The sequence below is a fragment of the Pedobacter sp. UYP1 genome (assembly GCF_040547305.1).
Taxonomy (GTDB): Bacteria; Bacteroidota; Bacteroidia; order Sphingobacteriales; family Sphingobacteriaceae; genus Pedobacter.
The window spans coordinates 73,242-85,189 of the sequence record NZ_JBEPPL010000006.1 but is presented as its reverse complement, the minus strand read 5'-3'; the positions used below and the strand labels follow the sequence as shown (position 1 = coordinate 85,189).

At 40.6% G+C, this 11,948-nt stretch carries 9 protein-coding genes; all 9 read right to left on the bottom strand.

Annotated features, from left to right (window positions below):
* Window position 1 precedes the first annotated feature (1 nt).
* The 9 genes from ABIB30_RS14045 to ilvD all read right to left on the bottom strand — a co-directional run bounded on the left by ABIB30_RS14045 (window position 2) and on the right by ilvD (window position 11,931).
* On the bottom strand, window positions 2-1,510 hold the full coding sequence (locus ABIB30_RS14045) for a 2-isopropylmalate synthase (RefSeq protein ID WP_502931090.1): 1,509 nt from the start codon (window positions 1,508-1,510) through the stop codon (window positions 2-4).
* A gap of 9 nt (window positions 1,511-1,519) precedes the next feature.
* Entirely contained in the window at window positions 1,520-2,611 is a 1,092-nt protein-coding gene (leuB, locus tag ABIB30_RS14040) for a 3-isopropylmalate dehydrogenase (RefSeq protein ID WP_354303013.1), read from the bottom strand.
* Window positions 2,608-4,077 (bottom strand): ATP-binding cassette domain-containing protein, encoded by a 1,470-nt coding sequence (locus ABIB30_RS14035; protein WP_354303011.1) that lies wholly within the window; start codon window positions 4,075-4,077, stop codon window positions 2,608-2,610. The genes leuB and ABIB30_RS14035 overlap by 4 nt, the downstream gene beginning before the upstream one ends.
* Entirely contained in the window at window positions 4,077-4,661 is a 585-nt protein-coding gene (gene leuD / locus ABIB30_RS14030; protein WP_354303009.1) for a 3-isopropylmalate dehydratase small subunit, read from the bottom strand. The genes ABIB30_RS14035 and leuD overlap by 1 nt, the downstream gene beginning before the upstream one ends.
* 153 nt (window positions 4,662-4,814) lie before the next feature.
* Entirely contained in the window at window positions 4,815-6,221 is a 1,407-nt protein-coding gene (leuC, locus tag ABIB30_RS14025; RefSeq protein WP_354303007.1) for a 3-isopropylmalate dehydratase large subunit, read from the bottom strand.
* A gap of 57 nt (window positions 6,222-6,278) precedes the next feature.
* Window positions 6,279-7,760, bottom strand: a complete 1,482-nt coding sequence (gene ilvC / locus ABIB30_RS14020; protein WP_354303005.1) for a ketol-acid reductoisomerase — start codon at window positions 7,758-7,760, stop codon at window positions 6,279-6,281.
* Window positions 7,761-7,828: 68 nt separating this feature from the next.
* Window positions 7,829-8,449 carry an acetolactate synthase small subunit gene (gene ilvN, locus ABIB30_RS14015; RefSeq protein WP_183868717.1) on the bottom strand — a complete coding sequence of 207 codons (621 nt, stop codon included), beginning with the start codon at window positions 8,447-8,449 and terminating at the stop codon, window positions 7,829-7,831.
* Window positions 8,450-8,458: 9 nt separating this feature from the next.
* Window positions 8,459-10,198 carry a biosynthetic-type acetolactate synthase large subunit gene (gene ilvB / locus ABIB30_RS14010; RefSeq protein WP_354303003.1) on the bottom strand — a complete coding sequence of 580 codons (1,740 nt, stop codon included), beginning with the start codon at window positions 10,196-10,198 and terminating at the stop codon, window positions 8,459-8,461.
* Between the two features lie 32 nt (window positions 10,199-10,230).
* Window positions 10,231-11,931, bottom strand: a complete 1,701-nt coding sequence (gene ilvD / locus ABIB30_RS14005) for a dihydroxy-acid dehydratase (protein WP_354303001.1) — start codon at window positions 11,929-11,931, stop codon at window positions 10,231-10,233.
* Between the last annotated feature and the right edge of the window lie 17 nt (window positions 11,932-11,948).

Here is an 11,948-nt window from a genome sequence, read left to right as displayed (position 1 = left end):
GTTATAAAAATTTATTTAATGCGTCCAGATAAGCGTCTGCGGATGCCTTAACAATATCAGTGCTGAAGCCATAACCTAAATAAGAGCGTTCTTCGAAAATCACTCTCATATTTACTTTACTCGTGTCATCGCTACCGCCATGCATCGCCTGAATAGTAAATTCTTTCAACTGAATATCTTTACCAATAATGCTTTCTATAGCTTTAATTGTTGCATTTACTGGTCCATTACCTTCAGCTTTAGCTTCTTTTTCTACGCCTTCATGTTCTAATTTTACAACTGCTACCGGTAGCGCTGAATCTCCGCAAACTACATGTAAAGAGTTCAGTTTATAACCGTTTTTATAAGTATGTTCTTCACCATCACTCATTAATGATAATAAATCATCATCCGAGATTTCTAATTTCTGATCAGCAAGTAAAAGGAATTTTTCATATACCTGATCAAGATTGATCTTCTCAATCACATAACCTAATCTTTCCAGGTGATGTTTTAAGGCATGACGACCACTTCTTGCAGTCAGAATAATGCCTGCTGCATCGATCCCTACATCTTCAGGGTTGATGATTTCGTAATTCTCTCTGTGTTTAAGGAAACCGTCCTGGTGGATACCTGAGCTATGTGCAAAGGCATTTTGTCCGATAATTGCCTTGTTCGGCTGTACCGGCATTCTCATCATACGGCTCACTTTAGCACTGATCTCGCTGAAGTGTTTGGTATTGATATTGGTTTTCAAGTTCAGCGCATGGTGTGTTTTTAAAACCATGGCCACTTCTTCCAGTGCGGTATTACCAGCACGTTCTCCAATACCATTGATCGTACATTCTACCTGACGTGCACCATTGATCACACCGGCCAGAGTATTGGCAGTTGCCAGACCTAAATCATTATGGCAATGCACAGAAATAATGGCCTGGTCTATATTTTGAACATTTTGTTTCAGGTAAAGGATTTTTGAACCGTATTGTTCCGGCAGACAATAGCCGTTGGTATCAGGAATATTCACGACGGTTGCACCTGCTGCAATTACGGCCTCAATCATTTGAGCCAGGAATGCATTATCTGCACGGCCCGCATCCTCCGCAAAAAACTCGATGTCTTCTACAAATTGTTTGGCATATTTTACAGCTTCTACGGCACGTTGCAGAATTTCTTCGCGTGTGCTGTTGAATTTGTATTTGATGTGCATATCAGAAGAGCCTATTCCGGTATGTATTCTTGGGCGTTTAGCATATTGTAAAGCAGCTACGGCCGAATCAATGTCCTTTCTGTTTGCTCTGGTCAGTGCACAAATAATTGGCTCTCTTACGGCTTTGGATAATTCAACTACACTCTGAAAATCACCAGGACTGGATATTGGGAAACCAGCTTCAATCACGTCTACGCCGAGTGCCTCCAGTGCTAATGCGATTTCTATTTTTTCTGGTGTAGAAAGCTGGCAGCCTGGAACTTGTTCTCCATCACGAAGGGTCGTGTCAAATACGTAAACTCTATTAGGATCGTGTAGCATAGTCATGGTTTAGTTAGTGTAAGTTTGTTGTGTAATGAATTTTAAGACGAGTTTACCCATATCCTGAGTACCTAATACTTTGTACGGGCTGGTAGAATCGTCTGCGATGTCACTGGTTCTGTAGCCATCTTTTAATACCCTGTCAATAGTCGAAATGATTAATTGTGCTTCTTCTTTTAAGCCAAAACTAATTTCCAGCATCAGGGCAACAGATAGGATGGAAGCTAGCGGGTTAGCCAGATCTTTACCTGTGATATCATGTGCAGAGCCGTGGATGGGCTCAAAAAATCCTGTTCCATCCCCAATTGAAGCAGAAGCAAGCATCCCCATTGAGCCTGCAATTTGTGAAGCTTCGTCAGTTAAAATATCACCAAACAGATTTGCTGTTAATACCACATCAAATTGTTTAGGGTCTTTAATCAGTTGCATTGCCGCATTATCAACAAATAAATGCTGTGTTTCTACTTCTGGGTATTGTTTAGCTATTTCCTGAACCGTTTCTCTCCATAATCTTGAACTTTCCAGCACATTTGCTTTATCTACAGAACATAGTTTTTTGCCACGTTGCATAGCAGCTTCATAAGCTTTATGTGCAATTCGCTCTACTTCATATTTGTGATAAATCATCAGGTCTGATGCTGTGTTTTTATCTTCAGATCTTGTTTTTTCGCCGAAGTAAACATCGCCAGTCAGTTCTCTGAAAAACAAAATATCTGTACCGCGCAGAATATGTGCTTTAATACTTGATGCGTTTAATAATTCATCAAATAATAAGATAGGGCGCAGATTTGCATAAAGTCCAAGTTCTTTGCGAATTTTAAGCAGTCCTTGTTCCGGACGTACTTTTAGCGAAGGATCATTGTCATATTTGGCATGACCTACTGCGCCAAAGAGGATCGCATCACTTTTTTTAGCTTTTTCTAAAGTTTCATCTGGTAATGGATTACCAGTCGCTTCAATAGCTGCATGTCCCATTAAAGCTTCATCAAAAGTAAACTCATGATCAAAGCTGATTGCAATTTGTTCTAATACGGCTTTCCCCCATTGGGTTACTTCTGGTCCAATGCCATCTCCTGGTATAACTAATATGTTTTTCTTCATTTTAATACGGGTTCTAATATTTTTCCGGCGGATTTTACTTCGCCGTTTTCCAATAAAATTCTTTTCTCAATACAAGCTGGCAGCTGAGTTTCAAAGTGGCCAACATAAATTAAGGTGGTTCCATTTTTACACAATTCATCTACGAGCCTGTTAAAATATTGTGTTTGCTGCTGATCTAAGCCCTGACAAGGTTCATCCAGGATGAGCAGTTCGGGGTTTTTGATAATGGTACGGGCTAAAAAAGCCAGTCTTTGTTTCCCTAAAGGGAGTTGGTTGAGCAGGGTATCCTGATATTCAGTAAGTCCGAAATAATCAATTAATTCCGCTGCCTGTGTTTTTTTAGTATAATCCGGTTCACGGAATAAGCCTGAACTATCAAAGAATCCGGAAATGATACTTTGTTTGACAGTTGCCAGAGGATCAAAGTACCAGTGTAATTCTGGTGAGATCAAACCGATACGTTTTTTAATATCCCAGATACTTTCACCACTGCCTCTTTTATGACCGAACAGATAAAGATTATTCGCATAAGCCTGAGGATGATCACCCGTGATTAAACTTAATAGCGTTGATTTGCCAGATCCGTTAGGGCCTTGCAGCAACCATTTTTCTCCTGCTTTAACTTCCCAGTTGATATTTTTTAAAACTTGCTTTTCACCATAGCTGATATAGACATCGATCATTTTGATCACGCTGTCTGCAGAGGAAACCGGAGCTTCTTTTAAAAAATCAGGAATTACTTTGCTTTCTTGTTCGTCAAATTCCAGTGTATGTTCATCGGCCGAGATTTCAAGTAACTGACCTTCGCTCATTGTAGCAAAGCGATGGACGCATGGAGGTAATTCTTTATCATTACTGATTAAAATCAAAGTTGTACCAGCTTCGGTAAGCTCTTCAAACAGCAGGTTTAAATTACGGCGGGAAAGTTTATCTAACCCGTTATAGGGCTGGTCGATGATTAATAGCTGTGGTTTAAGCCATAAAGCGCTAACCAATTGCAATTTTTTATGTTCACCACTTGACAATTGGATCAAGGTAGAATCTATTAAATCTGAAAATCCCAAGGCAGCCAAAAGCTTTTCTGCTTCGCCGAACTGAAGCTGATGTTTTTTACCATAATTTTCCAATTCGAACTTAACCGTAGCCGTAGTTTCGGTCGCCTGTTTATTGTAGCGCTGCTGATAATAGAAGTTAGATTGGCCTTCCAGGTCTTTAAATTGATACCAGTTCGCTACATAATGAACCATAGGGGCCAGGTTGCTTTTTGGGTCAAAGTTAATTTCAATATCACCTTGAAATTTAATCAGACCAGCAATTGCTTTCGCCAGTGAAGTTTTTCCGCTTCCGCTAATCCCACGTAACAACCAGTTTTCATGGCTGTTTATTGTCCAGCTCAGTTCCCGAAGTACCGGTTTATGCTGGTACTTCAAGTTCAGGTTTGTGATATTTACGATGGGTTGCGTCATTATTTTGCTTGCTCGAATGCTGCGATCAAATGTTTTTGGTTTAAGATAAAGTCGATATCATCATAGCCGTTGATCAGACATGATTTTTTATAGGCATTGATTTCAAAACTGGCTTGCTCTGCGCTATCTACGATAGTTACAGTCTGTTTTTCCAGATCGACATCCAGTTGTGCTTTGTGGTTTTTACCAACTGCAGTATAAATTGCCGCTAAGAAATCTTCACTGACCTGAATAGGTAACAAACCATTGTTTAAAGCATTTCCTTTGAAGATATCAGCAAAGAAACTGCTGATCACTACGTCAAAACCTGCATCCTGGATAGCCCATGCTGCGTGTTCACGACTACTGCCACAACCAAAGTTCTTTCCTGCGACTAAAATCTGGCCACTATACGTGGGGTCATTCAGTACAAAATCAGGTTTTAAAGTATTGTCCCCATTGTAGCGCCAGTCGCGGAACAGGTTCTCACCGAAACCCTCACGGGTCGTCGCTTTCAGGAACCTGGCCGGAATGATCTGGTCAGTATCAATGTTTTCTATATTTAATGGCACAATTGCCGATGTTAGTTTCTCAAATTTTCTCATCAGTATATTACTGTTTTTTTTCGCTGTGCTAATGTTTTTACTGGTACTCAAGAGCACTGCGTGGTTTAATGGTCATGAAGCTATCGTGTGCTAGCTGATTTTGTTCGCTTCGGTTTTATTCTGCTGCACATGATGGTTTCATCACGTTTTTTTCTAGGCTCTGGTCAACATTTCTCTTACATCTGTAATTTTTCCTGTAACTGCCGCTGCTGCCGCTGTTAGCGGACTTACCAGTAAAGTTCTTGCATCTGGGCCCTGGCGACCTTCAAAGTTTCTATTTGAAGTAGAAACACAGTATTTTCCAGCAGGTATTTTATCTTCATTCATTCCCAAACATGCACTACAGCCTGGTTCGCGAAGTTGAAAGCCCGCTTGTTCAAATATCTGGTCAAGGCCTTCATTCTTGGCTTGTTGTTCCACCTGTTTTGAACCTGGAACAATCCATACCGTTACATTTTCTGCTTTTTGTTTTCCTTTTACAAATTCTGCGACTTCACGCAGATCTTCGATGCGGGAATTGGTGCAGCTTCCAATAAATACATAGTCAACAGGTTTTCCGATTAATGAAGAGTCATCATCGAATCCCATATAATCAAGTGCTTTTTGATAAGACAATTGTTCTTTATCTGGTTGTGAGCTTGTAGATGGAATATTTTCCTGAATGCCCATACCCATACCCGGATTTGTCCCGTAAGTAATCATTGGAGCAATATCTTCAGCTTTGAAGGTTAATACACTATCAAATTTGGCGTCTGCATCACTGTACAAAGTTTTCCAGTAGGCGAGGGCTTTATCCCATTCTGCACCTGCAGGGGCAAATTCTCTGCCTTTGATATAATCGAAAGTGATTTGGTCAGGTGCAATTAATCCACCTCTGGCACCCATTTCTATGCTCATATTACAAATCGTCATCCGGGCTTCCATACTTAAAGCCTCAATTGCCGAACCTGCATATTCTATAAAATAACCAGTACCGCCTGCGGCTGATATTTTAGAAATAATGTATAAAATAATGTCTTTAGCAGACACGCCTTTTCCTAAAGTACCGTTAACCTCAATTTTCATGGTCTTCGGTTTTTGCTGCAATAAACATTGTGTCGCAAAAACCTGTTCTACTTGTGAGGTACCAATACCGAATGCAATTGCACCAAAAGCGCCGTGTGTAGAAGTGTGACTATCGCCGCAAACCATCGTTTTTCCTGGTAGCGTAATTCCCAGTTCAGGTCCGATTACGTGAACGATTCCTTGAAACGGGTGTCCCAGACCATAAAGTTCGATACCGAATTCTGCACAGTTCTTAGTCAGCATATCAACCTGATAACGGGATAGCTCTTCTTTGATCGGCAGCAGCTGATCGATAGTGGGTACATTATGGTCGGCAGTAGCCACCGTTTGTTGCGGACGGAGAACTGGCAAGCCTCTTTTGCGTAAGCCATCGAAAGCTTGCGGTGAGGTTACCTCATGGATTAAGTGCGTATCAATATATAGAATATCAGGAAACCCTGTTTCGCTTTTTACAACGTGTGCATCCCATATTTTTTCTACTAATGTTTTTGACATCTTATGCTTGTTTTGTAAACCTCCCAGGTTATTAACCTGAGAGGTTTTATATTATTCTTATGCTGTTTTAATTGATTTCATTGCGGTCATTGCTTTTCTCAGTTCTGCACCGATAGTTTCAACCTGATGAGAGCGGATAACTTCATTAACTGCGATCAGTGCTCTGTTGTCTACTGAACCATCTTTGCCTTCGTTAAAGTTTTTACCTATCAGATCAGTATCCACTTGTTTCATGAAATCTGCCAGTAAAGGCTTACAAGCATGATCAAATAAATAACAACCATATTCTGCAGTATCAGAGATTACTCTGTTCATTTCAAATAACTTTTTACGCGCAATGGTATTGGCAATCAGTGGAGTTTCATGTAAAGACTCATAGTAAGCAGATTCAGGTTTAATTCCCGCTTCTACCATAGTTTCAAAGGCTAATTCAACACCTGCTCTGATAAAGGCAACCATTAACAAAGCATTGTCAAAGTATTCTTGTTCTCCGATTTTTACATTGCCTGCTGGTGTTTTTTCAAAAGCTGTTTCACCAGTAGCCGCACGCCATGCTAATAAATTTTTATCTCCTGCTGCCCAGTCTTCCATCATGGTACGGCTAAATTCACCACTCATGATATCATCCTGATGCTTTTGGAACAATGGACGCATAATTGTTTTCAATTCTTCTGAGATTTCAAAAGCTTTGATCTTCGCTACGTTACTTAACCTGTCCATCATGGCAGTGATTCCACCTTGTTTTAAAGCTTCAGTAATCACTTCAACACCGTATTGAACAAGTTTAGAAGCGTAACCTGCATCTACTCCTTTTTCAACCATTTTATCGAAAGAAAGGATAGAACCTGTTTGCAATAAACCACAAAGGATAGTTTGCTCACCCATTAAATCTGATTTCACTTCGGCAACGAAAGATGATTTTAATACACCAGCTCTGTGTCCGCCTGTTCCAACGCAGTAAGCTTTTGCTTGTACCAGACCTTTTCCTTCCGGATCATTTTCAGGGTGTACAGCGATTAGAGTTGGTACACCAAAACCTCTTACATATTCTGCTCTTACTTCACTCCCCGGACATTTAGGAGCTACCATGATTACCGTAATATCTTTACGGATCTGCATGCCTTCTTCTACGATGTTAAAACCGTGTGAATACAATAAAGTAGCGCCTTTTTTCATTAATGGCATAATTGCAGTAACTACTGCAGTATGTTGTTTATCCGGAGTCAGGTTGATGACAACATCAGCTTCAGGAATTAATTCTTCGTAAGTACCTACAGTGAAATTATTCTCTGTTGCATTTTTCCATGAATCTCTTTTGCCTTCAATAGCTTCTTTACGCAAAGTATAAGAAACATTTAAACCACTATCTCTTAAGTTTAAACCTTGGTTTAGTCCTTGTGCACCACAGCCTACAATAACTAGTTTTTTTCCTTTTAATGCGTTTACATCATCCAGGAATTCTGAACTGTCCATGAAATCACAAACACCTAATTGGTTTAATTTTTCTCTAAGAGGAAGTGTGTTAAAATAATTTGACATCGTTTATTGTTTTTTGATTTTTAAGGTTCTTTTAATTGTTTATTGGCTAACTTTTATCCCACAATGGATTACATTGTAAATACGTTCTTTTCTTTGTCGAGGAATTCATTTTCAATCACATCCTGACCTGGATCAAGGCGTTCAAATTCTCTTAGTTTACTATTGAAGCCTTCGCTGTCTTTGATAATCGCAACACGTGCACTGCGGACAAATTCAATCAGCCCGTAAGGTTGTAATACTTCGATCAGTTTGTCTGTTTCTGTACGGTGACCTGTAGTTTCAAATACAGTGTAATCTTTACGGATCACAACAGCTCTGGCGCCATTTTCACGAAGTAAACGTTCAACGACTACTTTCTCTACAATAGTATCCGTAGGTACTTTGTACAGGGCTAATTCCTGCCAGATGATATCCTCATTTGTATTAAAGTATACTTTGAGAACCTCTACCTGTTTTTCAATTTGTCTGGCCAGTTTACGAACCACTTCTTCGGTTTCAGTAATTAAAATATTGAAACGGTGGATGTGTTCAATTTCAGAAGGTGAAACATTCAAACTTTCAATATTGATCTTCCGTCTTGAAAATATAATCGCAATACGGTTAAGTATACCGATCTGATTTTCAGTATATACCGTAATGGTAAATTCTTGTTTAGCATTGGCTAACTCTATATCCTGAGAATTGCTCATAATCGTTAATTATTTAAGTCTGATTTCACTTACACTACAGCCCTGAGGAACCATAGGGAATACATTATGTTCTTTACTTACCATCACTTCTAAAAGGAATGATCCGGGATGCTGCAGCATTTGTTCTAATGAACCAACCAGGTCAGTACGTTCAGTAACTTTCTTGCCGGCGATATAATACGATTCAGCAAGTTTGACGAAATCAGGACTGGTAATGTCTACGAATGAGTAACGTTTCTCATTAAATAATTGCTGCCATTGACGAACCATACCCAGAAACTGGTTATTCAGGATCAGGATTTTGACATCAACACCGAATTGCATAATTGTGCCTAACTCCTGTAAGGTCATTTGGAATCCTCCATCACCAATTACTGCAACTACTGTACGATTTGGCGCGCCGAATTTGGCACCTATGGCCGCTGGTAAACCAAAGCCCATAGTTCCTAGTCCACCACTGGTTACCGTAAGACGGGTTGCATTCAGTTTCCCGTATCTGCAAGCTACCATCTGGTGCTGGCCTACATCACTTACAATGACGGCTTCGCCTTTGGTCAGGATATTCAATTGATGAATAACTTCGCCCATGGTCAGCTCTCCGCTTTGCGGATTCAATTCAGGTTCGATCAGCTCTTCTTTTTCAATTTTTTCATAAGCCTTGAATTCTGCTAACCAGCCTGCATGTGTTTTTTCAGTAACGAGTTTTGTTAATAAAGGCAGGGTTTCTTTACAGTCTCCCCAAACAGGTACGTCTGCTTTTACGTTTTTATCAATTTCAGCGGGGTCAATATCTAAATGGACAACTTTTGCCTGTTTTGCATATTTATCCAGGCGACCTGTTACCCGGTCGTCAAAACGCATTCCGATAGCAATCAGGACATCACATGAATTGGTTTGTACGTTAGGGCCATAATTACCATGCATGCCCAGCATTCCTACATTCAGTGGGTGGTCTGTCGGAATTGCACCAGCTCCTAAAATAGTCCAGGCCGCAGGGATACCACTTTTTTCAACAAAAGCTTTGAATTCTTCTTCTGCATTACCTAAGGATACGCCTTGTCCAAAAAGGATAAATGGTTTTTTTGCATTATTGATTAAAGCCGCTGCCTGCTCAATATATTCATTTCTGACAATTGGTTTTGGACGGTAGCTCCGGATATGATTACAAGGAACATACCCTTCGTAATCAAATAATTGCATCTGCGCATTTTTGGTGATATCAATTAATACCGGACCTGGTCTGCCGCTTCTGGCAATGTAAAATGCTTTGGCCAGTGCAGCAGGGATTTCACTGGCATCTGTTACCTGGTAGTTCCATTTGGTAACTGGTGTAGTAATATTGATTACATCAGTTTCCTGGAAGGCATCAGTTCCTAAAAGGTGCGCAAATACTTGTCCTGTAATACAAACTAAAGGAGTACTGTCTATTTGTGCATCAGCCAGTCCGGTAACCAGGTTGGTTGCTCCAGGGCCGCTGGTGGCGAAGACTACGCCGACTTTACCCGAAGTACGGGCAAAACCCTGAGCGGCGTGTGTAGCGCCTTGCTCATGTCTTACTAATATGTGGTTTAACTTTTCTTTATAGTCATAAATAGCATCATAGATGGGCATAATCGCTCCGCCTGGATAGCCGAAAATAGTTTCAGTTCCTTCGGCAATTAATCCTTCCAGCAAGGCTACCGAGCCTGTTACCTGCGTGGTCTTTTTAGGTTCTGCCAGCTTGGTCGTTACCTCTTGTGTAGTGTCCATTTTGTTCGCGTTTAAATTGGGGCTTAGGTTAATTAATCAGTGTAAGCATCAGTAACACAGCCTTCGCTCGCATTACTTACTTGTTTCAGGTATTTATAAAGGACGCCGCTTTTGACGGGTGGTGGTAACTGTTTCCATTCGGATCTTCTTTGTGCAAGTTCCTCGTCAGATATGTTTAATTGCAATGTATTGTTTACTGCATCTATCGTGATAATATCGTTATCTCTAACTAACCCGATGTTTCCTCCATCCCAGGCTTCTGGTGTAATATGACCGACTACAAAACCATGGGTACCTCCCGAAAAGCGTCCGTCAGTAATCAATGCCACTGATTTACCTAAACCTGCACCAATAATTGCAGAAGTTGGTTTAAGCATTTCCGGCATTCCTGGTGCTCCTTTTGGACCAACATTGGTAATTACAACTACATCACCGCGTTGTACTTTTCCACTTTGAATTCCTGCAATCAATTTTTGTTCACCCTCAAATACACGGGCGGGACCCTCAAATTTTTCTCCTTCTTTACCGCTGATTTTAGCTACTGCACCTTTTTCGGCCAGGTTACCATAAAGCATTTGTAAGTGACCAGTAGCTTTTAACGGGCTGGTTACCGGGAAAATGATTTTCTGTTCATCGAAATTAAGATCAACTGCATCGACTACGTTTTCTGCTATGGTTTTACCAGTAACAGTAATGCAATCTCCGTGGATCAATCCAACTTTCAACAGGTATTTTAACACGGCTGGTATGCCACCTATTTCGTGAACATCTTCCATTAAATATTGACCGCTTGGTTTTAAATCGGCCAAAACAGGTGTGTTGTCACTGATGTTCTGGAAATCTTCTAATTTCAAACTTAAGCCTACAGATTTAGCCATAGCGATTAAATGCAGTACTGCGTTTGTCGACCCGCCTAACACCATTACCGTTACAATTGCATTGTGAAATGCTTTGTCAGTCATAATATCTGAAGGAAGAATGTTGCGCTCTAACAGGACTCTGATTGCTTTTCCTGCACGGAAACATTCGTCTTTCTTCTCGTCACTTAATGCTGGATAAGAGGAGCTGTATGGCAAACTCATACCTAAGGCTTCAATTGCTGAGGCCATGGTATTTGCAGTATACATACCGCCGCAAGCTCCCGCGCCGGGGCAGGTATGGCGGATAATGCCCTGGTAATCTTCTTCTGATAAGTTACCCGCTAATTTTTCTCCTAGTGCTTCAAAAGCGGAGACTATATTTAAAGATTTTCCTTTGTATTTTCCTGAATGGATACTTCCTCCGTAAACCATAATCGAAGGTCTGTTTAAGCGTCCCATGGCCATGATTGAGCCTGGCATGTTTTTATCACAACCAGGAATAGTGATCAGACCGTCGTAGTATTGTCCTCCACAGATTGTTTCAATGGAGTCTGCAATTACATCTCTGGAAACCAGTGAGTAGCGCATGCCGTCTGTACCATTTGACATCCCGTCGCTCACACCAATTGTACCGAAGGTTAAACCGACCATATCATTTTTCCACACGCCGTCTTTAACGATTTTAGCCAAATCATTTAAGTGCATATTGCAGGTGTTTCCATCATACCCCATGCTGGCAATACCCACCTGTGCTTTTTGCATATCTTCTGTGGTTAAACCAATACCATATAACATCGCTTGTGCGCCTGGTTGGGTAGGATCTTGTGTAAAAACTTTGCTGTATCGGTTCAGTTCTGGTGCTTCTTGTGACATCTTCTCTTTTTATAGGT

Bases quoted from the DNA above. Each gene is read 5' to 3' on its own strand.
- ilvD (WP_354303001.1), bottom strand. From the start codon at position 11,931: ATGTCACAAGAAGCACCAGAACTGAACCGATACAGCAAAGTTTTTACA.
- ABIB30_RS14035 (WP_354303011.1), bottom strand. From the start codon at position 4,077: ATGACGCAACCCATCGTAAATATCACAAACCTGAACTTGAAGTACCAG.
- ABIB30_RS14045 (WP_502931090.1), bottom strand. From the start codon at position 1,510: ATGCTACACGATCCTAATAGAGTTTACGTATTTGACACGACCCTTCGT.
- ilvC (WP_354303005.1), bottom strand. From the start codon at position 7,760: ATGTCAAATTATTTTAACACACTTCCTCTTAGAGAAAAATTAAACCAA.
- leuB (WP_354303013.1), bottom strand. From the start codon at position 2,611: ATGAAGAAAAACATATTAGTTATACCAGGAGATGGCATTGGACCAGAA.
- leuD (WP_354303009.1), bottom strand. From the start codon at position 4,661: ATGAGAAAATTTGAGAAACTAACATCGGCAATTGTGCCATTAAATATA.
- ilvN (WP_183868717.1), bottom strand. From the start codon at position 8,449: ATGAGCAATTCTCAGGATATAGAGTTAGCCAATGCTAAACAAGAATTT.
- ilvB (WP_354303003.1), bottom strand. From the start codon at position 10,198: ATGGACACTACACAAGAGGTAACGACCAAGCTGGCAGAACCTAAAAAG.
- leuC (WP_354303007.1), bottom strand. From the start codon at position 6,221: ATGTCAAAAACATTAGTAGAAAAAATATGGGATGCACACGTTGTAAAA.